Below are 22666 nucleotides of genomic sequence, written 5' to 3'. Positions count from 1 at the left end.
CAGTCCGGGCGGCCTTCCTCACGACGGTGGATTCTCGACCGGATCCGGGCCGGGCGCATGAGGAATCACTACTCTTCCTGCCTCCCCGAAGGAGCCCGGCACCCGGACGGGATCCCCCTTTCCGGACGAATGCGGCACGTTCACTCGTGGAAGGGGCCGACCTTCGACTTCGGACCGCAGACGATCAGCCCGCCGGAGACCGGGTCCGCGTCACCCGGTTCGTTGGCACGGATCTCGGCCTGCCAGGTCGCGTCCTTGTTGGAGATCCCGGCGGAGGCGGCCTCCTTGCCGCAGCTGATCCCGTCCTGCGAGCCGCCTTCGCTCACCGGGCCGCTCTCGTACGTCAGATCCGCGGTCGCGACGCCCGCGGGGTCCACGGTGACGAGCAGCGACTCCTGGTTCTCGTCGACGCTCGGCTCGTGATTGAGGATCTCGTCGTCGCCGGACCGCAGTTCGACGTTCGGCGCGTCATGGATGGAGCAGGCGCGCTTGCTGTTGTTCACCAACTGGATCGCCGCCTTCCCCGATCCCTTGGCGGTCCGGACGGTGATCGAGGTGTTCTTCTCGGTGCAGGCGGGCGGGTCCGGCTTGTGATTGCCGATTCCGCCGTCGGCCTCTTCTCCCCCGGAGCCCGACCCGCTCCCGCCGTTCTCGTTCTGCGTGCCGTCACCGCCATTCCCGTCGGCGGAGCCGCCGTCGGTCTTCTCCGTGCTCGCGGTCGGGCTGACGGAGGCGGCTGGTGCACCGGAGTCGGAGTCGTCCGGGCCGCATCCCGTGAGCACGAGGCCGCACGCGGCCAGGACGGTACCTGCGGCAAGAAGCCGGAGTTGAGAGCGCATTGCTGTTCCCTGAGCGTTCGATCGGTCATCGGTCGGTACGGCGGCGGGACCAGGAGGCCCCGTCCTCGCGCGCGGCGACTTCCCCCGCCGTACCGCTCGAGCCCATCACGCACCCTGGGGACGGTCGTGAGTAGAAGTTACTCAGCCGTAGCAGTGCTTTCGGGGGACGCGGTTCCGGCAGCCGAGAAGTGCCGATTCCGCATGTGAGAGTGCTGTACGGGCCTCGGCCGGGCGGCGCGTTCGGCCGCGGACCAGGGCCGGGGAGGAGGTGCTGCCCGTCCCGGTGCCGGGTGCGGCGCGGTGCGTCTCCTCCCGTTCCGCGTCCGGGATTTCCGCTCAGCCTCCCGGTCGGCCGACCGCCTCGTGGCGGATGCGGCAGTGGCCGCCGACCGGTAGGGGGATGTGAACGCAGGCGCTCTTCTGTGGAGGCCCTGAGCAGCTACTCATCACATCGGGTGAAACTCTGGGTCAAAGTTGCAAGTGGCAACAGTGAGTTGCCAAGCTGTTGCCCATTGTCAACTTGGAGACTTGTCGCGACGGCGTCGTGGCTTCTTCGGAACCGGGAGGGCAGCGCATGCCATTCGGTGAACAGCCCGCCTACCTCCGCGTGGCCGGCGATCTTCGGCAGAAGATCATCGGCGGGGACCTGCCCCCTCACACCCGGCTGCCCTCCCAGGCCAGGATCCGCGCGGAATACGGCGTCTCCGACACCGTTGCGCTGGAGGCCCGAAAGGTGCTGATGGCAGAGGGGCTCGTCGAGGGCCGCTCCGGCTCGGGCACATACGTGCGTGAGCACCCGGTCCCGCGCCGCGTCTCGCGCACCGGCTACCGCACGCTGGGAGAGTCCTCGCCCTTCCGCCAGGAGCAGTCCGACGAGGACGTCAAGGGCACCTGGGAGTCCCGCAGCGAGCAGGAGGACGCGAGTCCGCTCATCGCCGAGCGGCTGCGCATCGTCCCCGGCGAGCGGGTCATGCGCACCAGGTACCTCTTCCGGGTGGAGGGCGAGCCGTCGATGCTCTCCACTTCCTGGGAGCCGTTGCTGGTGACGGGCCGTACGCCCGTGATGCTCCCCGAGGAGGGCCCCCTTGGCGGCAAGGGCGTGGTGGAGCGGATGGCCGCCATCGACGTGGTGGTCGACAACGTCGTGGAGGAGGTCGGGGCCCGTCCCGGGCTGGCCGAGGAGATGGCGGAGCTGGGCGGCGTCCCCGGGCACGGGGTGCTGGTCGTGAGCCGTACGTTCTTCGCGGGCGGCCGTGCGGTGGAGACGGCCGACGTGGTCGTCCCGGCGGACCGCTTCCGAGTCTCGTACCACCTGCCCGTGAGGTGATCGTCGGGGCCCGCGTGCGAACGTGTGGCCGAAAACAATGCCCCATTGTGGCAAGTCGAATGCGCTGAGTGAAGGCCGGGCGTAGGGTCCGGCATATGCGAAGTGTGAGCGGTGACAGCGATGCTGTGCTCCCCTGGCATGTCATACGTGAGGACAGCCACGGCAACCGCTACCGCGTGGGCAGCTATGCCACCCGTACGGAAGCAGAGCTGGCAGCGGACCGGCTGTGCGCGGGTGGCAGCCACGCGAGGGGTGCCGGCGAGGGCAGGGCCAGCTATCTGGTCGAGCCTCTGGGGTGCGCGAGCGGCGAGTACGCCTGACTAGGCCCAAAATCGGGTATGTGGACTCTTCAGTCCTCCTCGTCCGGAATGACCGGGCGGGACGGCTACCCGATCAGGGACGTGGGCGGTGTGAGCACAGGACCCTCCGAGGGAGCGGCCTCGATCCTCGACACCCTCCGGGTCGGAACCGTCATGCTCGACGGGAACGGCAGGATCCTGCTCTGGAACCCGATGACGGAGGAGATCCTCGGCTGGCGCGCCGAGCAGGTCGTCGGCCGTCGCATCCAAGACTTTCTGGAGGACGGTTACGGCGAGGGGGAGCGCAAGCGCGACGACGCCCTGAAGCGTGACCGCCGCTGGCGGGGCATCATGAGCATCCTTCACAGCGCGGGCCACCGTGTCGCCGTCGAGGGCCGTGTCTCGTTGCTCTACGACGCCAAGGACCGTCCCGTCATACTGGCGAACATCGTCGAGACCAGCAGGATCCGGGCCGTCGAGCACGACCTGGCCGCGCTCGACGCGCTCTTCGAGTCCTCTCCTCTGGGGATCGCCCTCTTCGACAACGACAAGCGGTTCGTGCGCGTCAACGAGGCCCTCGCCCGGCTCGACCAGATGCCGGTGGAGGAACACGTCGGCAGGTCCGTCTACGAGGTGTTTCCGGCATGGATGGCCGAGGAGGTCTCCACCGTCATGTCGACGGTTCTCGAGACGGGGCGGCCCGTCGTCGACGTGGTGATGCCGGCACCCGACGGCCCCGGATCGCGCTCCGTCTCCTACAGCAGGCTGACCAGTGACGAGGGCGAGGTGCTCGGCGTCAGCTGCGTCGTCATGGACATCACCGAGCGGCGCGAGGCGCTGGAGAAGATCGAGGCCGCGCGGGAGCGGCTGACCCTGCTCGACGAGGTCGGCGTGGGCCTCGCGGACCGCTTCGACGTCACCGCGATCGCGCAGGCCCTGGCCTCCAGCCTCGTTCCCCGGCTCGCCGACTACGCCGGCGTGATGCTCATCGAAGCCGCCGCGCACGGCGGAGACCTGCCCGACATCGAACTGCTCACCGGAACTCCGCTCTTCCAGCTCGGCGTCGCCGCCCGCGACGAGGGGCCGACGGTGAACCGCATGCTCCGCGTCGGCCAGGACGTCCCCTTTCTCGCGGACTCCTTCTTCGGCCGCACCCTCGCCACGGGCGTCCCCCACGTCGCCTCGTCCCAGCGCGAACTGCTCGCCGCCACCTATCCCGGTGACCCCAAGATGCAGGCGGCGCTCGACCTCAACGTCCACTCGCTGATGGCGGTACCGCTCCGCGCCCGAGGCGTCGTCCTCGGCCTGCTCATGGTCAGCCGGGCCGAGGGGCGCCAGCCGTTCGGCCGTGACGACATAGCACTGGCCATGGAACTCGCCGACCGTGCCGGCATCACCCTCGACAACGCCCGCCTCTACGCGCGTGAACGAGCCGGAGCCCTGATGCTCCAGCGCAGCCTGCTGCCCCAGAAGGTCCCGGAGCCGCCCGGCGTGCACGTGGCCTATCGCTACGTTCCGGGAAGCAGCGGCGCCGAGGTGGGTGGCGACTGGTTCGACGTCATCCCTCTGGCGGGCGGCCGAGTGGCCTTCGTGGTGGGGGACGTCATGGGCCACGGACTGCACGCGGCGGTGACGATGGGACGGTTGCGTACGGCCGTCCGTACGCTTGCGGGGCTCGACCTGCCACCCGACGAACTGCTCAGGCGCGTCAACGACCTCGCCGACGACTTCGTCCAGAGCACGGACGACCCCCTCATCGCCACCTGCGTCTACGCCGTCTACGACCCCTCGACGCGCCGTTGCAGCATCGCCAAGGCCGGCCACCCCCCGCCGCTGCTGCTGACCGAGACCAGCGACGGAAGCTGGGAGGCGCACACCCTGGACCTGCCCTCGGGCGCCCCTCTCGGCGTCGGAGGCGTCGCCTTCGAGGCCTTCGAACTTGAGGTGGCCGAGGGATCGGTGCTCATCCTCTACACCGACGGCCTCATCGAGTCGCGGGGGGAGGACATCACCCAGGGCATCGACCGCCTCTGCGAGATGCTCTCCGGCGGCCCCGTCGAGGACGACCCCGAGACCCCGGCCACGCTGGAAGAGGCCTGCGACAGCATCATCGACGACCTGGAGGGGCGGACCGCCTCCCAGCCCAACGACGACGTCGCCCTGCTGATGGCCAAGCTCGGCGGGCTGCCCCAGGGCAGCGCCGCCTCCTGGACCTTCCCGGCCGAGGGCTACGCCGTACGCAGGGCACGTGAGGTCGTCCGGCGGACACTTCACGAGTGGGGACTGGGGGCGTTGGAGGACGCGTGCGTACTGCTCGTCAGTGAGCTGGTCACCAACTCGATGCGCTACGCGCACGGTCCCATCGTCGTCCGCATGGTGCGGGGGAGCTCACTCCTGATCGAGGTATCCGATCCGCTGCCCGATCCGCCGCGCGAACGCAGCGCCCTTCCGGACGACGAAGGCGGCCGCGGCATCCGGCTCGTGGCCAGGGAGGCCCGCCGCTGGGGCACGCGGCACGGGCCCATGGGCAAGACCGTCTGGTTCGAACTGCCCATCCGCTGAGCGCGGTTGACGGGAGCACCGGCTCGCTGACCGTCGAATCACGATTCTGCGTCGCACCTCTGCTCCTGCAGTGCGCCCTCGCACAAAATGGTTCGAACGGCCCCAGCCGGGTTAGGAGTCAGGTGCCCCTGCGTATGACAGGGGGGAACTGCACGGAGGTGTGGGGGCCGCACGGTTGTTGCTTGAAGCGACGGGAACCGCAGAAATTCGTGCGGCGATCGGGAAGAGCGTGTTCCGGGTGCCTTACGCCTGCCACACTGCTCGGAACCGGTCCCACACTGGTCACGGGAAGGGGCGGCGTTGAGCGATATACCGGTGGAGGCGGCGGGGAAGCCGGACGACGTACGTCGCGCACTCGCTCTTCTCAACGCGGCGGGCGCCCGTATCGGCAACTCGCTCGACCTGGAGACCACTGCCCGCGAGCTGCTGGACGTCGGCGTCCCGCAGTTCTGTGACCTCGCGTCCGTCGACCTGTACATGGAAGTCCTCGCCGGGGACGAGCCGCGCCCCGTGGGTCCCGGTGACGGCAGCGGCGAACTGCGCCGGGTCGGGTTCGCCAGCTCGGTCTCCGAAGCTCCGCCGTCCCTGACCCGTGACGGCCAGAGGGGAACGACCGGTTCGAGTCCCGTCACCGTAGGCGCGACCCACTGCTATCCCTTCAACACTCCCTGCGCGAGCGCCCTGCGCACGGGACACGTGCAGCACGTCCCCGGCCAGGACAGCACCGTGCCGCTCCAGTTCGGCGCCGTCGTGCAGTCCACGCTGGCCGTGCCGATGGTCGCCCGCGACCGGGTGCTGGGGCTGGTGCAGTTCTCCCGGGTCAAGGGCAGCGAGCCCTTCGGGGAACGAGACGCGGCCCTCGCCGCCGAACTCGCCTCCCGCGCGGCGGTCTGCATAGACAACGCGCGCCTGTACCGCAGGGAACACGAGCGGGCGTTGATACTCCAGCGCAGCCTGCTGCCGCCAGGCGACCCGGAGGCCGCCGGGCTCGACATAGCCTGCCGCTATCTGCCGGGCAACCCGGCCACCGAGGTGGGCGGTGACTGGTTCGACGTGATCGAACTGCCCGGCCACCGCACGGCTGTCGTCGTCGGCGACGTGATGGGGCGCGGGCTTCGCGCAGCGGTCGCAATGGGTGAACTGCGCACCGCTGTACGGACGTTGGCGCTGACGACCGACATGGAGCCCGCCGAGGTCCTGGGCGCCCTTGACGAGATCGCCAGGGGGCTCGGCGATGCCCCCGGTTCTCAACGCAGCGGCAGCGACGATCTGTCGGAGGTCTATCTCGCGACCTGCATCTTCGCCGTCTACGACCCCGTCTCGCGACGCTGCACGATAGCGAACGCCGGCCATCTGCCCCCCGTGCTCGTCGAACCCGACGAATCCGCGCTGCTGTTGGAGGTGCCCAAGGGGGTGCCGCTGGGCGTGGGCGGCGAGCCGTTCGAGGAGATCGAGATAGAGCTGCCGGACGGTTCGATGATCGCGCTCTACACGGACGGGCTCGTCGAGTCTCGCGAACACCCCATCGACGAAGGCCTGGGAGCGCTGCGTGCGGCGCTCACCGACGCCACCGAGTCGCTGGAGAACGTCGCCGACCGTGTGCTGACCACGCTCAACGTCCACGACGGTGAGGACGACATAGCGCTGCTGGTCGCCCGCGTCCAGGGGCTCCCGGAAGGCGCCGTCGGCGACTGGACGCTCTCGTCCGAACCGCGGTCCGTTGCCCGTGCGCGTGAACTGACCCGCGATCAGCTCGCCGTCTGGGAACTGGACGGACTCGCCGACACCGCCGAGCTGTTGGTCAGCGAGTTGGTCACCAACGCCCTTCGGCACGGCAAGGGCGACATACGTCTGAGGCTGCTGCTGGACCGTACGCTCGTGTGCGAGGTCTGGGACTCAGGGCTGGTGCAGCCCCGCCGCCGCCGCGCCCACGTCACCGACGAGGGCGGCAGGGGACTGCAGTTGGTCGGCCTGCTGAGCACGGGCTGGGGCAGCAGGCGTACGCACCGCGGGAAGACCGTCTGGTTCGAACTCGCCCGCCCTGGACGGGACTCCAAGCCCTCGGACCCGACAGAGGCCTTGCTCAGCCTCTTCTGAGGCCCCAGGCCGATCCGGTGCCGACACCCGGCCCGAGCGCGGGCGGAGCCCGTCAGGGACCGGCCCGGAGGCCGGCCCCCGGAGCTCAGTCCTCGGAGAGCTTCCAACCCTCGGCCTCGATACGGGCGTTGTCAGCCGGCCGCACACTCATGAAGACGGGCCGCTTGCCGCTGAGCACGCGGATGTCGTCCACGTAGACGCCCCGCCCGTGCTGATCCTTGTCCGTGGTGTAGCTCCAGCGCACACCCGTCACCCCGTCGGGCAGCTGCGCTTGGGCGGTCAGCCAACGGCGCCCGGAGAACCCCGAGAGCTTGCCGTCGCTCTCCCAGCGGTACCCGCGCGTCCGCAGACGCATGGGTACGGCCGTCCATTCGGCCTCGCCGCCGGGTGCGCTGGTCGTGGCCTCCACCGTGCAGACGTCCGTGTCGGCCTCGGTGTCGTACCAGAGCCGGAAACGCAGCGAGGCGTCGTCCTTCACCGCTCGCCGCAGCGGGACCCGCAGGGTGCCCGTGCTCTCGTTGACCTGTCCCGAGTACCAGGCGGCCCGCGAGACGGCCGGACGCACCGGGACGGCGCGGGCCAGGTGCCGTGCGGGTGCGCGGCGGTAGACGCTCTCGGTGCCCCAATTGCGCGTCGGGTGCACCCTGTTGGCCATCAGCACGAAGAGGCTGCCGTTGATGGGGTCGCCGACGAGACAGGGGCCGGTGTACCCGGTGTGGCCGAATGTGACGGGGGACGTCATGGCGTCCATGTAGAAGCGCTGGTTCAGCTGCCAGCCGAGCCCGCGGGCGGCCTCCGGACCCATGCCCGGGTTCTCGTTGGTGATCACCTTGCGGACCCAGTCCTCGCCGAGCACCCGATGACCCTTGTACGTACCGCCGTTGAGCATCATCTGCCCGAAGACCGCGAGGTCGGCGGCGGTGGAGAAGACGCCCGCGTGGCCGGCGACACCACCCAGGTAGTACGCCTTCTCGTCGTGCACGGAACCGCGAACGATGCCCCGGCCGGTCCACGGCATCCACTCCGTGGCGGCGATGCGGTCCAGCTTGGAGGCAGCCGGGTTGTAGCCGGTGTCGTCCATGCCCAGAGGCGCGGTGATCAGCTTGGCGACCAGCTCGTCGAGGCCCTTGCCGGTGACCTTCTCCAGGAGACTGCCGGCGGTGATCAGGTTCAGGTCCGAGTACGCGTACTTCTCGCCCGGCGCACTCTGCAGCGGCTCCTTGAAGACCGCGGTGATCCGGGCCGCGTGGTCCGGGTAGGGCTTGAGGTCCATGTCGGGCTTCATGCCGGAGGTGTGCGTCACCAGCTGCTTCACGATGATCGTAGCCTTAGCCGGGTCGGCTTCGGCGAGCGCCGGAAGGTACCGCTTCACGGGCGCGTCCAGGTCCAGCGTCCCCTCCTCGGCCAGGCTCACCAGCACCACCGAGGTGAACAGCTTCGAGACCGAGGCCACGTCGAAGATCGTGTCCTTGCGCGTGGGCACCCACTCGTCGCGCGGCAGCTCGACCGCCGACTGCGTCGGCTCGTCCCAGCTGGCGTACCGCAGGGCGTGGCCGCGCGCGGCGTGCTCCACGACGACGCCGTCCCTGGCGGCGAGCAGCACGAACCCGGGGAGTGAGGGGTTCGGACGCCCGGGGCCCGGCCGCATGTACTCCTCCGCGGCGGGCACGAGCCGCTTGACCTCGGCGCTCAGCAGGCCGGCGCGTGCCGGGCTCCCCGGACGCAGGGTGCGGGGCTGGAAGCGCAGATCGTCGGGCGTCACCGTGGGCGGGCCGTCCTTGACCACTACGGACGGCGATGCCGCCAGAGCGGGTGCGGAGCTGGGGCCCACCCCCGACGCCACGACGAGGCTGCCCACGGTTCCAAGGAAGTGCCGACGTCTCATCGAGGTTCCCCTGCGCTGGTACCGGTCACGGACGTTTCGCATGCACGCGGTCGCACCCTCCCGGCTGCGTCCGAGGGAGCAGCGTATCCAGCCGGAGGGTCGCTGTGACCCGCCGTACGTGGACGCCGTTGGTCCGACCACTGGCGTGCGCGGGCCTTCAGACAGGCCCACACCGGAATTTCGCCGGAACGGCGGACCGGGGGTGTGCTTCAGCACACCCCCGGTCCGGTCCGTCAGTTCGCGTCATGCTCCGTCATGTCCGGCGGCGGATCTTGTTGCCCAGCCAGACGATCGGGTCGTACTTGCGGTCCGCGACCCGCTCCTTGAGCGGGATGAGGGCGTTGTCCGTGATCTTGATGCCCTCCGGGCAGACATCGGTGCAGCACTTGGTGATGTTGCAGTAACCCAGGCCGTGCTCGTCCTGCGCGGTGGTCTTGCGGTCCAGCCCGGACTCCTCAGCGGCGTCCAGGGGGTGCATGTCCAGCTCGGCGACACGCATCAGGAAGCGCGGGCCGGCGAACGCCTGCTTGTTCTCCTCGTGGTCACGCACCACGTGGCAGGTGTCCTGGCACAGGAAGCACTCGATGCACTTGCGGAACTCCTGCGAACGCCCGACGTCCTCCTGCTGCATCCGGTACTCGCCCGGACCGAGGCCCTGAGGCGGCACGAACGCGGGGATCTCACGGGCCTTCGCGTAGTTGTAGTTCACGTTCGTGACGAGGTCCCTCACGACCGGGAAGGCCCGCAGCGGCGTGATCGTGATGATCTCCGACCGGTCGAAGATGGACATCCGTGTCATGCACAGCAGCCGGGGCCGTCCGTTGATCTCCGCGCTGCACGAGCCGCACTTGCCCGCCTTGCAGTTCCAGCGGACCGCCAGGTCGGGGGCCTGCGTCGCCTGCAGCCGGTGGACGATGTCGAGGACGACCTCGCCCTCGAAGACCTCGACCTTGAAGTCCTCCAGGCCGCCGCCGTCGATGTCGCCCCGCCAGACCCGGAACTGCGCGATGTAACTCGTGCCCGAGGCGTCCGGTGCGCCGCCGCTGACGGCGCCCGGCGTGCCGGTGCCCTCCGCCTGCTCCGCGTCTGGGCGCGTATGCGTGCCCGCTCCCTCGCCCGCGTGGGTCTCCGCGCTCATTCGGTCGTCAGCTCCTCGTCCGTCAAGTACTTGATCAGCTCCTCCTTCTCGAAGAGCTCCAGAAGATCCGGGCGGATCGGCGGCATGTCTCGGCGGTGCAGGTCGATGCGTCCGCGGTCGGCGCGCTCAGCGGCTTCGCCGGGCTGCACCGAGGCGTCGACCGAGACCGGTTCGTCGGCGAGCGTGCACACGAGGTTCGAGCGCCTCCACTCGCGGTCCATCTCCGGGAAGTCGTCGCGGGTGTGACCGCCGCGCGACTCCGTGCGTGTGAGCGCCGCGCGCGCCACGCACTCGCTGACCAGCAGCATGTTGCGCAGGTCGATCGCCAGGTGCCAACCGGGGTTGAACTGCCTGTGCCCCTCGACCCCCGCGTACGTCGCCCGTACGCGCAGTTCCGCCAGCCTCTCCAGGGCCTGCGCCATCTCCTCGTCCCGGCGGATGATGCCGACGAGGTCGTTCATGGACTGCTGCAGGTGCTGGTGAAGGGTGTACGGGTTCTCCGCGGGTGCCCCGTCAGCGACCTCTTCGGCGCTGAACGGGCGCAGGGCCTCGGCCGCAGCCGATTCGATCTGCTGCTCGTTGACGGCCGGACGTTCCTCGCCCTTCAGCCCCGCGGCGTACTTCGCGGCGTGCAGCCCCGCACGGCGGCCGAACACCAGCAGGTCGGACAGCGAGTTCCCGCCGAGCCGGTTCGAGCCGTGCATGCCGCCGGCGACCTCGCCCGCCGCGTAGAGCCCGGTGACTCCGACGGCCGCGGCCGTGTCCGGATCGACGTCGACGCCGCCCATCACGTAGTGGCAGGTCGGCCCGACCTCCATGGCCTCCGCGGTGATGTCCACGTCCGCCAGCTCTTTGAACTGGTGGTGCATGGACGGCAGCCTGCGCCGGATCACGTCCGCGGGCATGCGCGTCGAGACGTCGAGGAAGACGCCGCCGTGCGGAGATCCGCGGCCGGCCTTGACCTCGGAGTTGATGGCGCGGGCGACCTCGTCGCGGGGGAGCAGCTCGGGTGGCCGCCGGTTGCGTTCGGGGTCTTCGTACCAGCCGTCGGCCTCGTCCTCGGACTCGGCGTACTTCTCCTTGAAGACGTCCGGGATGTAGTCGAACATGAACCGCTTGCCTTCGGAGTTGCGCAGCACACCTCCGTCACCGCGCACCGACTCGGTGACGAGGATGCCCTTCACCGAAGGCGGCCAGACCATCCCGGTGGGGTGGAACTGGATGAACTCCATGTTGATCAGCGACGCTCCGGCGAGCAGCGCCAGCGCGTGCCCGTCGCCGGTGTACTCCCAGGAGTTGGAGGTCACCTTGAAGGACTTGCCGATGCCGCCGGTCGCCAGGACCACGGCGGGCGCCTCCATGACGAAGAAGCGGCCCGACTCGCGCTCGTAGCAGAAGACTCCGGAGACGCGCTCCTCCCCGGGGGCACCGCCCTCGACCGGGGTCTTCATGATCCGAGTGACCGTGCACTCCTGGAAGATCTTCAGGCGGGCTTCGTAGTCCCCGAAGTTCTTGTAGTCCTCCTGCTGGAGGGCGACGGTCTTCTGCTGGAGCGTGCGGATCAGCTCCAGCCCCGTGCGGTCTCCGACGTGCGCGAGGCGCGGATACTCGTGGCCGCCGAAGTTGCGCTGGGAGATGCGGCCGTCGGCCGTACGGTCGAACAGCGCCCCCCAGGTCTCCAGCTCCCACACCCTCTCGGGCGCCTCCTTGGCGTGCAGCTCCGCCATCCGCCAGTGGTTGAGGAACTTTCCGCCACGCATGGTGTCGCGGAAGTGGACCTCCCAGTTGTCGCCCGCGTTGGCGTTGCCCATGCTGGCGGCGATCCCGCCTTCGGCCATCACCGTATGGGCCTTGCCGAACAGGGACTTGCAGATCACTGCCGTACGCAGACCCTGCTCACGTGCCTCGATCGCGGCCCGCAGCCCCGCACCGCCCGCTCCGACGATGACGACATCCCACTGCTGGCGTTCGACTTGCGTCATTTGTGGTGCATCCCTCTCAGAGAAGCGTGGTCAGAAGAGCTGCGGATCGGTGAAGGCACCGGTCGCCAGCAGGTACACGTACAGGTCGGCGAGGCCCACGCTCAGAAGCGATGCCCACGCCAGCTCCATGTGACGGCCGTTGAGCTTTCCGACCAGGCCCCACATTCGGTACCGCACCGGATGCTTCGAGAAGTGCTTCAGCCGTCCGCCGATGATGTGCCGGCAGGAGTGGCAGGAGAGGGTGTACGCCCAGATCAGCACGATGTTGACGAGGAAGACCAGGGTCCCCAGACCCATGTGCCCCCACTCGTAGTCGGGATTGCGGAAGCCGAGCAGGGTGTCCCAGGTGAGGATCACCGCGACGAGGACGGCGGCGTAGAAGAAGTACCTGTGGATGTTCTGCAGGATGAGGGGGAAGCGCGTCTCACCGCTGTAGCTCTTGTGGGGCTCGGCCACCGCGCAGGCCGGGGGAGAGGCCCAGAAGCCGCGATAGTAGGCCTTGCGGTAGTAGTAGCAGGTGAGGCGGAAGCCCAGCGGGAAGATCAGGATGATCAACGCGGGCGACAGCGGCCACCACTCCCCGAAGAGGGCCCAGTTGGGGCCGCCCTGCATCTTCTCGCAGCTCTCGGCGAGGCAGGGGGAGTAGAACGGCGATACGTAGGGCGCGTGGTAGTAGTCCGTGTTCGCGAAGGCCCGCCACGTCGAGTAGACGATGAAGGCGAACAGGCCCAGCGCGGTCATCGCCGGGGAAAGCCACCAGCGGTCCGTGCGCAGGTGCCGTTCTGCGATGGCGGCGCGCGTGCCGGTGAGCACTCCGCCGGTGCCGGGAGCATCCGGCGGCTTGCTCGTACTGCCCGTGCTGCTCGTATTCGGTTGGGGTTGGGTGCCAGTGGCCAACGGTTTCTCCGGTAGGGGCGACTTGATAGTTGGGGCGTCCTTGTGAGCTCACTCAGCTCGACGGCGCCTGGTTCACGGCGCGTGCCGGTCCTTGGCGCCCACCCCCTCGTCGTCGACGTCCGACCACAGGCCGTGGTCGTAGGGCTTGTCCGGGATCGTGACCATCTCGGGTCGGACGGCGCTCGTCGCCCCCGCGGTCGGTGACGAGGCACGCAGAAGCGCCAGGGACTCCCGCAGGTGCTCGGCGTCGCTGCGGACTCGCCGGATCTCCAGACCGCTGCCGACCTGGCGTTCCAGCCGGTCGACGGTACGGGTCAGTTCATCGAGGCAGCGCTGCGCCGCCGTCAGGTCGTCGTGGAGGGACGTGTGAGGTGACATGACGGGCCTACCTCCGCTGGTGGTGGCGGCTGCTTGTGGTCAAGAGCGGCTTGCGTGTCAAGGTGCGATGGCGAGTGTCGCGCGTCACTCTCCCCCTTGTGAAGGGCGCTGCACGGGTTTACCTCGTGCGGGGCACGATCACCAAGCCCAGTCACCCGGAAGGGTCACGCCGACTTGTCGCTGCTCACAAAGGGGACGGCCAGACGGAGCATCGCCGTATCGGCACCGAGCACGGCCGTGATCCGCGAGGATCAGCCGCCTCCGGGCCCGCCGAGGGTCATGCCGAGGCCGTACGGGCGACCCCGAACAGCTCCCGGCACGGCTCCAGCCCGTGCAGCTCGACCTTCACCGAACGGTGCGCCTCCCAGGAGGCGCGGTCCAGACGGAGCCGCTGCAAGGTCCGGGCGGCACCCCGTACGGCTGCCAGCTCCACCCCGTCCGGGAGGTACCCGAGCTTCCGGGAGACGGCCAGCGAGCGCGGGTTGTCCGTCATCGCGCTCGAGGTCAGCGTTCGCGCTCCCAGCCCCTGGAAGGCCAGGTGCGCCACTCCCGCCCGCATCTCCGTCCCGATGCCCCGGTTCTGGTGCGCGAGCCCCAGCCAGGAGCCGGTGTGGGCCTCACCGGTGACCGCGAAGTCGGACGCCGTCAGGTCCTGCCGCCCCACGACCTCGCCCTCGTGCAGCACGGCGAGGCTTAGGGTCCACTTCTCCGGCTGCCACTGGGCGACGGTGCCGAGCACGTGCTGGAACGTCGTACGGGCGCGCTTCTCGGGGCCGCCGTCCGTCCAGGGGACGCCGAACGGCATGTCGTCCGCCTCGTGCACGCCTGAAGCCGCCACCGCCACCAGCTCCTCGAGCAACTCCTCATCGGGGAGGCGGAGTTCAAGGCGGGGCGTGGTGATCCTCAGCCCGTAGAGGGGCCAGCAGCGAGGTGCCATGACAGGAGCCTGCCGCAGCCCGCCAGGGGGCGTCGACGCAATTTCGAGGCCGCCCGCACCACCGGGTCACAGCCCGAGCCGCCAGTCCTGGCCGACCAGGTCGTGGCCGAAGCTGCGGTGCCGCTCCTCATCGACCAGTTCGAAGCCGGCGCGCTGATAGATGTGCCTCGCCGCGGCCAGTACGTCGTTGGTCCACAGCACCATCTCGCGGTAGCCGGCAGCGCGGGCGAAGCTGACGCACTCCTCCACCAGCCGGTCCCCGAGCCGGTGGCCGCGGGCGCCCGGGTCGACCAGCAGCAGCCTCAGCCTGGCCGTGTCGGGGGCGCTGTCGGCCACGCACATCACGCACCCCGCCCTCCGCCCGTCGAGTTCGGCCACCCAGGCCGCCTCCCTCTGCGGGTCGTGGCCGCCGGCGAACTCGGCGACGATGCGGGCGACGAGCGCCTCGTAGGTGCTGTCCCAGCCGAACTCCTCGGCGTAGACCGAGGCGTTCCGCTCGATGATCCAGCCCAGGTCGCCGGGGCGCGTGGCCCGCACTCGCGCCAGCGGGGCCGTTCCCGCCGAGCCGCCCTCCAGGATTCCGCGAGCCGTGCGCAGATTCTGCGCCAGCAGCTCACGCTCCGGCTCCGGTATCCGGTCCAGCAGCGACTCCACCGCGCCCTGCGAGCGCTCCTCGAGCAGCTGCGCGGCCTCCCTGCCGTCGGAGGTGAGCTCCACGCTGAGCCGCCGGGCGTCGCGCGCCGAGGGCCCGCGGCTGACCAGCCCCCGCTCCTCGAAGCGCGTGAGCATGCGGCTCAGCTGGCCCGCGTCAACGGAGAGCGCGGCGCGCAGATCCGCGGCGTCTGTCTGCGGGGCATGCACCAGCTCGTACAGCACGCGGGCCTCGGTCAGCGTGTACGGGGTGTGCAGGTGACGGCTGTAATCGAGCGCGCCGATGAGGTTGGTGTAGAAGCGGTTGAACGCCCGCATCTCCTGAACCGTCCCGTCAGCCACGGCCGCCCCCTTCGAGTTCTTCGAGCCCACAGCGATTTCCTTGACTGAGTCAAAGGTATCCCACAGGTCTGACGTCGTGGGTCCCGTCGCCGCTCCTGCTCCCTCTGGGTGGCGTGCCGTCTCGCCCGGCCGAGCCTCCGCGCCGCGACGCGTCGCCTCCCCTTCAGTGGTCGATAGATGTGATGAAACGCCTATGCCGCCGAATGTGCTCATTCCGGCAGGCGTGCAAGCACAGTCCGTCCGCGGTCAGCCCCGGAGGTTCAGCCATGCCAGCCGTGCCAGCTCTCGACGCAGCCACCCGGCGTTCCCTCGCACTTCTCTTGGCCGGCGCTCTGATCCCACTCGCCGGGTGCACTTCCTCCGACGACGGGCCGAGTTCCGAAGGGGGCGGGAGCGGTGCGTCCAGGGACGTGCCCCACCTCGACCGCGAACACGTCGCCTCCGGCGGCACGATGCGCTGGGCGATCGACTCGCTGCCCAGCACCCTCAACGCCTTCCAGCCGATGGCCGACTCCTCCACGGAACGGGTCACCGGCGCGACGCTGCCCTCCCTCTTCACGCTCGACTCCGCGGCCCGCCCGCAGCTGAACACCGACTACCTCGAAGCAGCCGACGTCACGGACAAGAAGCCCCGGCAGACGGTCGTCTACAAGCTCAACCCGAAGGCGAAGTGGAGCAGTGGACGGAAGGTCGGCGCGGCCGACTTCAAAGCGCAGTGGAAGGCTCTGAGCGGCAAGCGGAAGTCGTTCAGCGCGGCACGCAACGCGGGCTACGACCGGATCAAGTCGGTGACCAAGGGCTCGGCCCCGAACGAGGTGAAGGTCGTCTTCCGCAAGTCGTACTCCGACTGGAAGTCACTCTTCACGCCGCTGTACCCGACGTCCGTGACCGCCCACGCCGACGACTTCAACAAGGGCGCCCGGGCCTCCCTGACCAACTCGGCGGGCCCCTTCCGGGTCAAGAAGGTCCACGAGGACGACACGTCGGTGACCCTCGTACGCGACAAGCGCTGGTGGGGCGACCCCGCCAAGCTGAAGCGGATCGTTCTGCGGGTCGTACCGCGTGACGAGCGGCAGAAGGCGCTGGCGAGCGGACAGCTGGACCTGGCCGAGATCGACGTCAGCACGCTTCGCCGGATCGTCCGTGCGCACAAGGACGGTGGCGGAGGCGACGCCAAGAGCGAGGCGAAGGAGCGCGGCGAGCACCGCGAGCACGGCCGCCTGACGAAGAAGCAGACGCGTGAGCAGGCACGGCTGGACGGGCAGCTCCGCGACATCGCCGTACGGCACGCGTTCGAGCCCGCCTACACCCAGCTCGCGCTCAACGGCGCCGAGGGGCCGCTCGCGGACGAGCGCGTGCGCCGCGCCGTCGCCCGCGCCATCGACCGAGAGGCCATCGCCAAGCACGCGCTCCGCGGCACGGGACTGCCCGTCAAGGCGCTCGGCAGCCACTTGCGGATGATCGACCAGGACGGATACGCGGACAACAGCGACGCCCTGGGCGACCAGGACGTGGAGTCGGCCCAGTCGCTCCTCGCCGAGGCCGGCTGGAAGGACGGGTCAACCCAGTCCAAGCCCACCGAGGGCGCGGACGCGAAGAAGGCCGACGACGGCAAGAAGGCCTCCCGTGAAGGCGCCCAGCACAGCAGCTCGCACAACCGGGCAGGTGCGGCACCGGGCGTGGCTCCCGTCAGCGCCGCGGAGGCCGCCCGTCTCGCCGGTCAGCCCCTCACCCTCTCCCCGGTCACCGCCGGGCAGCGGGCCTCGCTGCTGGAGCAGGCCGCGCGCGTACAGATGGACAAGGCGAAGGAGAGCGGCTCCGACCGCAAGGTGCGCAAGGCCCGTGCGGCTCTGGAGAGGGCCACGCACGCCCGGGCCGGCGCCGAGGAGCTGCGCCTGCTCTCCGACGGCGGGGCGAAGATGATGCGGACGAAGGGCGGCAAGCCGCTGACCCTGCGCTTCGTGCTCCCCGCGGGCCCCGGCTCCCAGTCGATCAGGGCGACGGGCGCGCGCATCACCAAGGCGCTGAACAAGATCGGCGTCCGCGCGCAGATGAAGAAGGTCGCCGACGAGGACTACTTCGCCAACCACATCGCCCAGGGCGACTACGACCTGGCCCTGTACTCCTGGCCCGGCACCGCCTACCCCGCCACCGACGCCCGCCCGATCTTCGCCAAGCCGGCGGCTGCGGCGGACGGTTCGCTGCTCGTGGAGCAGAACTACACCCGCGTGGGCACCAACCAGATCGACCAGCTCTTCGACCAGGCGTCGACGGAACTGGACGACGGAGCCCGCAACGACCTGATCAAGCGCGCCGACGCCCGCATCTGGGCCGCGGCCGGCTCCGTACCGCTCTACCAGCGGCCCCAGCTGGTGGGAGCCCGCGACAACATCGCCAACGCGGGCGCCTTCGGCTTCCACACGCCGCGCTATCAGGACATCGGCTACGAGCGGTAGAGCCCGGGAGAGAGGGCGGAAATAGGTCGTAGGGTGGTCGGCCCTTACCATGGTTGACGGAGCCGCGGCGAGATCAGCCCGGCAGGGCGCGTGAGAGGCACCGACGCACCGCGTCCCACCCACGATCCGGGAGAAGCGCAGCCAGCCATGCCCACGCGCCATGACATCCGCAACGTCGCAATCGTCGCCCACGTCGACCACGGCAAGACCACCCTGGTCGACGCCATGCTCAAGCAGGCAGGGACCTTCGCCGCGCACCAGCTGGAATCGGTCGACGACCGAATGATGGATTCGAACGACCTGGAGCGCGAGAAGGGCATCACCATTCTCGCCAAGAACACCGCGGTCAAGTACCACCCCAAGGGCAGCGGTGAATCCGTCGTCATCAACATCATCGACACCCCCGGCCACGCCGACTTCGGCGGCGAGGTCGAGCGCGGTCTGTCGATGGTGGACGCTGTGGTGCTGCTCGTCGACGCCTCCGAAGGGCCGCTGCCGCAGACCCGGTTCGTGCTCCGCAAGGCCCTGGAAGCGCGGCTTCCGGTCATCCTCTGCATCAACAAGACGGACCGGTCAGACGCCCGTATCGCCGCGGTCGTCGACGACACCTACGACCTCTTCCTCGACCTGGACGCGGACGAGGAGCAGATCGAGTTCCCGATCGTCTACGCGTGTGCACGCGACGGCGTCGCCTCGCTGACCCAGCCCGAGGACGGGACCGTCCCGGCCGACAGCGACAGCCTCGAGCCCTTCTTCACCACCTTGCTGGAGACGGTGCCGGCTCCCACGTACGAGGAGAACGCGCCCCTCCAGGCGCACGTCACCAACCTCGACGCGGACAACTTCCTCGGCCGGATCGCGCTCCTGCGCGTGAAGAACGGCACGCTGAAGAAGGGTCAGACAGTGACCTGGATGAAGCGCGACGGTTCCGAACAGAGCGTGCGCATCACCGAGTTGATGATGACGGACGCGCTGACGCGCAAGCCCGCCGAAGCCGCCGGACCGGGCGACATCTGCGCCGTCGCCGGCATCCCCGACATCATGATCGGCGAGACCCTCGCCGACCCGGAGAACCCGGTCGCCCTGCCGCTGATCACGGTCGACGAGCCGGCGATCTCCATGACCATCGGTTCGAACAACTCGCCGCTGGTCGGCAAGGGCGGCAAGCGTCACAAGGTCACCGCCCGGCTGGTGAAGGACCGCCTCGAGCGCGAACTCATCGGCAACGTCTCGCTGCGCGTCCTGCCGACCGAGCGTCCCGACGCCTGGGAGGTGCAGGGCCGTGGTGAACTCGCCCTGGCCATCCTCGTGGAGACGATGCGGCGCGAAGGGTTCGAGCTGACGGTCGGCAAGCCGGAGGTCGTCACGAAGGAGATCGACGGCAAGCTTCACGAGCCGGTGGAGCGCATGACGATCGACGCTCCCGAGGAATACATGGGCGCCATCACGCAGTTGATGGCGACTCGCAAGGGCCGCATGGAGACGATGACCAACCACGGGTCCGGCTGGATCCGTATGGAGTGGATCGTTCCCGCACGCGGACTGATCGGTTTCCGCACGGAGTTCCTGACCGAGACGCGCGGAACCGGCATCGCGCACAGCATCTTCGAGGGCCACGAGCAGTGGTTCGGCGACCTGCGCACCAGGCGCAGCGGCTCGCTCGTCGCGGACCGGCCCGGTTCGGCGACCCCGTTCGCCATGATGAACCTCCAGGAGCGCGGGACGATCTTCATCGAGCCCGGGACCGAGGTCTACGAGGGAATGATCGTCGGTGAGAACTCACGCTCCGACGACATGGACGTGAACATCACCAAGGAGAAGAAGCTCACCAACATGCGTGCGGCCGCCGCCGACACCACGGAGAACCTGGTGCCGCCGCGGAAGCTCTCGCTCGAGCAGTCCCTGGAGTTCTGCCGCGAGGACGAGTGCATCGAGGTCACTCCGGACACCGTGCGCATCCGCAAGGTGGAGCTCGACCAGAAGGCGCGTGGGCGCGCGGCGGCACGCGCCAAGCGCTGACGGCCCGCCTCCCGTAAGGCTTCGGCCCCTCATTCTCCGGTCACCCGGCCGGACGAATGGGGGGCCTCTGCTTGTCCCGCCGCGAAATCGGCGTAGCGAGGCCCGAATTCCCCTCCGGCATTAGGGGGTTTCCGCCCCGGCGATGCGCGCACGGCCGTCGGGGCGCCGCGATGAATATGCACAAAGGGTGTTATCTGGTCCGCAAGGCAAGACGTCTGCGGTACGGAGGAGGCACCCCATGCGTGGAGCCACGCGTGTCACGTGGGCATTCGGCTGTGTGACGGCCGTGACCCTGGCGGCTGCCGCCTGCGGCGGGGGAGGTGGGGGCGGCACGACCGCCGGCTCGTCGGCCGGGATCGTCCGGGCCTTCTGGACCGACCCGCAGAATCCGCTGGAGCCGGCCAACACCAACGAGGTGCAGGGCGGCAAGGTCCTGGAGATGACGTTCCGGGGACTCAAGCGCTACAACCCCGACTCGGGCAAGGCGGAGAACGCCGTCGCCCAGTCCATCGACACGAAGGACCAGCAGAACTTCGACATCACCCTGAAGAAGGGCTGGAAGTTCTCCGACGGGACGAAGGTGACCGCCAAGTCCTTCGTGGACGCCTGGAATTACGGCGCGCTGGTCACCAACAAGCAGGTCAGCTCGTACTTCTTCGAGTACATCGACGGCTACGAAGACGTGCACCCCACGGACGAGAGCGCCAAGCCCAAGGCGAAGACGATGTCGGGCCTGAAGGTGACCGGCGAGCGGACCTTCAAGGTGAAGCTCAACCAGAAGTTCTCCCTCTGGCCGGACACGCTCGGCTACGCGGCCTTCTCACCGCTGCCGAAGAAGTTCTACACGGACCACGAGAGCTGGCTGAAGAAGCCGATCGGCAACGGCCCGTACAAGGTCGACTCCTACACCAAGGGCCAGGCCATGAGGCTCTCGGTGAACAAGAAGTACTCGGGGCCGGACAAGCCCCGGAACAAGGGCGTCGAGCTGAAGGTCTACACCGACCAGAACACCGGCTACACCGATCTGCAGGCCGGCAACCTCGACATCTTCGACGAACTCCCCGCCGGGCAGCTCAAGAACGCCAAGAAGGACCTCGACGGCCGCTACATCAACCAGCCCGCCGGAATTCTGCAGACCCTCTCCTTCCCGCTCTACAAGAAGGAATGGCGGACCGAGAAGGCGAAGCAGGTCAGACGCGGACTGTCGATGGCCGTCAACCGGGACGAGGTGGCGCAGAAGATCTACCACGGCACCCGGAAGCCGGCCACGGATCTCACCTCGCCGGTGATCAAGAAGTCCGGCGGCTACAAGCCCGGGTTGTGCGGCGAGACGTGCTCGTACAACCCGAAGAAGGCGAGGAAGCTGATCGAGGACGCGGGCGGTCTGCCCGGCGGCAAGGTCAGCATCACCTCCAACGTCGACACGGGATCGCACCGGCAGTGGATGGACGCCGTGTGCAACAGCATCAACAACACCCTCAAGAAGGACGGCGCGTGCAGCGTCAATCCCGTCCCGACCTTCGGTGAATTCCGCAAGGACATCGCGGAGAAGAAGTTCACGAGCCTCTTCCGCACCGGCTGGCAGATGGACTACCCGCTGATCCAGAACTTCCTGCAGCCGCTGTACTACACCGACGCCTCGTCCAACGACTCCGGATACTCCGACGACCGCGTCGACAAACTCATGAACGAGGCCAACGCCGCCGGGCAGTCGGAGGCGGTCAGCAAGTTCCAGCAGGCGGAGAAGATCGTGCTCGAGGACCTTCCCGCCATTCCCTTGTGGTACCAGGACGGCAACGCCGGTTATTCGGACCGGGTCAGCGATGTCAGGCTGAATCCCTTCTCGGTTCCGGTATTCACCGACGTCAGAGTCAAGTGAGAGTGTGACGGCCCGTGGGGCGCTACGTCATCAGACGACTGCTCCAGATGATCCCGGTGTTCATCGGGACCACATTCCTCATCTTCGTGATGGTCTACGCGGTCGGCGACCCGGTCAACGCGATGTTCGGCGACCGGGCGCCCGACCCCGCCACTGCCGCCCAGCTGCGTGCCGAGTTCAACCTCGACAAGCCTGTCTGGCAGCAGTACCTGCTCTACATGGCGCACATCTTCACCGGTGACTTCGGCAACGCCTTCAACGGCCAGCCCGTCACGGAGCTGATGCGCACCGCCTTCCCGATCACGCTTCGGCTGGCGATCATCGCCATCGTCTTCGAGGTCGTCGTGGGGATCGCGCTCGGTGTGATCACCGGTCTGCGGCGCGGGCGTCCGGTCGACAGCTCGGTGCTCATGATGACGCTGGTCGTGATCTCCGTGCCCACGTTCGTCACCGGCACCCTCGCGCAGTACCTGCTGGGGGTGAAGTGGGGCTGGATCCAGCCCGCGGTCTCACCGGCTGCCCCGGTCGGTGAACTGCTCCTGCCGGGGCTGGTCCTCGCACTGCTGTCGCTGGCCTACGTCACGCGGCTCACCCGTACCTCCATCAGCGAGAACGCCCGCGCCGACTACGTACGCACGGCCGTCGCCAAGGGGCTGCCGCGCTCCCGGGTGACCGGACGCCATCTGCTGCGCAACTCCCTGATCCCCGTCGTCACCTTCCTCGGCACGGACGTCGGCAACCTCATGGCGGGAGCCCTCGTCACCGAGCGGATCTTCAACATCCAGGGGGTCGGCTTCCAGCTGTGGCAGGGCATCGTCCGGCAGAACTCGCCGACCGTCGTCGGCTTCGTGACGATCCTCGTCATCGTCTTCCTGCTCGCGAACCTGATCGTCGACCTGCTGTACGCCGTGCTCGACCCGAGGATCCGCTATGCGTGAACTCACCGGCACCCCGGACCGCGCTCCCTCGACCACCTCG

16 protein-coding genes are annotated in these 22666 nt (G+C 68.9%); 8 read left to right on the top strand and 8 right to left on the bottom strand.

Annotation, left to right across the window (positions count from 1 at the left end):
* Positions 1–140: 140 nt before the first annotated feature.
* Positions 141–839 carry a DUF4232 domain-containing protein gene (locus tag H5J26_RS04675; protein ID WP_181764389.1) on the bottom strand — a complete coding sequence of 233 codons (699 nt, stop codon included), beginning with the start codon at positions 837–839 and terminating at the stop codon, positions 141–143.
* A 574-nt stretch (positions 840–1413) separates the two neighbouring features.
* Here H5J26_RS04675 and H5J26_RS04670 point away from each other — a divergent pair.
* From H5J26_RS04670 to H5J26_RS04655, 4 genes are all read left to right on the top strand, one after another.
* Positions 1414–2166, top strand: a complete 753-nt coding sequence (locus tag H5J26_RS04670) for a GntR family transcriptional regulator (RefSeq protein WP_181764388.1) — start codon at positions 1414–1416, stop codon at positions 2164–2166.
* A 95-nt stretch (positions 2167–2261) separates the two neighbouring features.
* On the top strand, positions 2262–2486 hold the full coding sequence (locus H5J26_RS31250) for an SPOR domain-containing protein (protein WP_235980397.1): 225 nt from the start codon (positions 2262–2264) through the stop codon (positions 2484–2486).
* A 90-nt stretch (positions 2487–2576) separates the two neighbouring features.
* Positions 2577–5027, top strand: a complete 2451-nt coding sequence (locus H5J26_RS04660; RefSeq protein WP_309237775.1) for a SpoIIE family protein phosphatase — start codon at positions 2577–2579, stop codon at positions 5025–5027.
* A gap of 300 nt (positions 5028–5327) precedes the next feature.
* On the top strand, positions 5328–7124 hold the full coding sequence (locus H5J26_RS04655; RefSeq protein ID WP_181764387.1) for a SpoIIE family protein phosphatase: 1797 nt from the start codon (positions 5328–5330) through the stop codon (positions 7122–7124).
* Positions 7125–7209: 85 nt separating this feature from the next.
* On the opposite strand, the gene H5J26_RS04650 is transcribed toward H5J26_RS04655, so the two are convergent.
* The 7 genes from H5J26_RS04650 to H5J26_RS04620 all read right to left on the bottom strand — a co-directional run bounded on the left by H5J26_RS04650 (position 7210) and on the right by H5J26_RS04620 (position 15310).
* On the bottom strand, positions 7210–8982 hold the full coding sequence (locus tag H5J26_RS04650) for a serine hydrolase (RefSeq protein WP_210771004.1): 1773 nt from the start codon (positions 8980–8982) through the stop codon (positions 7210–7212).
* Between the two features lie 280 nt (positions 8983–9262).
* Complete coding sequence (locus tag H5J26_RS04645) at positions 9263–10147, bottom strand: succinate dehydrogenase/fumarate reductase iron-sulfur subunit (protein ID WP_181764385.1); 885 nt, start codon at positions 10145–10147, stop codon at positions 9263–9265.
* Entirely contained in the window at positions 10144–12129 is a 1986-nt protein-coding gene (locus tag H5J26_RS04640) for a fumarate reductase/succinate dehydrogenase flavoprotein subunit (protein WP_181764384.1), read from the bottom strand. Before H5J26_RS04640 ends, H5J26_RS04645 begins: the two co-directional genes overlap by 4 nt.
* A 30-nt stretch (positions 12130–12159) precedes the next feature.
* Positions 12160–13026: a hypothetical protein gene (locus tag H5J26_RS04635; protein ID WP_210771003.1), complete on the bottom strand. Its 867-nt coding sequence runs from the start codon at positions 13024–13026 to the stop codon at positions 12160–12162.
* Positions 13027–13098: 72 nt separating this feature from the next.
* Positions 13099–13404 (bottom strand): hypothetical protein, encoded by a 306-nt coding sequence (locus tag H5J26_RS04630; protein WP_181764383.1) that lies wholly within the window; start codon positions 13402–13404, stop codon positions 13099–13101.
* A 277-nt stretch (positions 13405–13681) separates the two neighbouring features.
* The gene (locus H5J26_RS04625) at positions 13682–14341 is read right to left on the bottom strand and encodes a GNAT family N-acetyltransferase (protein ID WP_181764382.1); all 660 of its coding nucleotides are present in this window, start codon (positions 14339–14341) and stop codon (positions 13682–13684) included.
* A 66-nt stretch (positions 14342–14407) separates the two neighbouring features.
* Complete coding sequence (locus H5J26_RS04620; RefSeq protein WP_181764404.1) at positions 14408–15310, bottom strand: bifunctional helix-turn-helix transcriptional regulator/GNAT family N-acetyltransferase; 903 nt, start codon at positions 15308–15310, stop codon at positions 14408–14410.
* Positions 15311–15744: 434 nt separating this feature from the next.
* Here H5J26_RS04620 and H5J26_RS04615 point away from each other — a divergent pair, with 434 nt between their 5' ends.
* From H5J26_RS04615 to H5J26_RS04600, 4 genes are all read left to right on the top strand, one after another.
* The gene (locus H5J26_RS04615) at positions 15745–17790 is read left to right on the top strand and encodes an ABC transporter family substrate-binding protein (RefSeq protein ID WP_309237774.1); all 2046 of its coding nucleotides are present in this window, start codon (positions 15745–15747) and stop codon (positions 17788–17790) included.
* Between the two features lie 147 nt (positions 17791–17937).
* Complete coding sequence (typA, locus tag H5J26_RS04610) at positions 17938–19809, top strand: translational GTPase TypA (protein ID WP_181764380.1); 1872 nt, start codon at positions 17938–17940, stop codon at positions 19807–19809.
* A 238-nt stretch (positions 19810–20047) separates the two neighbouring features.
* Positions 20048–21688 carry a peptide ABC transporter substrate-binding protein gene (locus tag H5J26_RS04605; RefSeq protein WP_181764379.1) on the top strand — a complete coding sequence of 547 codons (1641 nt, stop codon included), beginning with the start codon at positions 20048–20050 and terminating at the stop codon, positions 21686–21688.
* 14 nt (positions 21689–21702) lie between these two features.
* Positions 21703–22626 carry an ABC transporter permease gene (locus H5J26_RS04600; RefSeq protein WP_181764378.1) on the top strand — a complete coding sequence of 308 codons (924 nt, stop codon included), beginning with the start codon at positions 21703–21705 and terminating at the stop codon, positions 22624–22626.
* The last annotated feature ends 40 nt before the right edge of the window (positions 22627–22666 follow it).

Source organism: Streptomyces albidus (ex Kaewkla and Franco 2022) (assembly GCF_013870515.1).
GTDB classification, from domain to species: Bacteria; Actinomycetota; Actinomycetes; order Streptomycetales; family Streptomycetaceae; genus Streptomyces; species Streptomyces albidus.
This window is presented reverse-complemented; position numbering and strand designations above follow the sequence as displayed.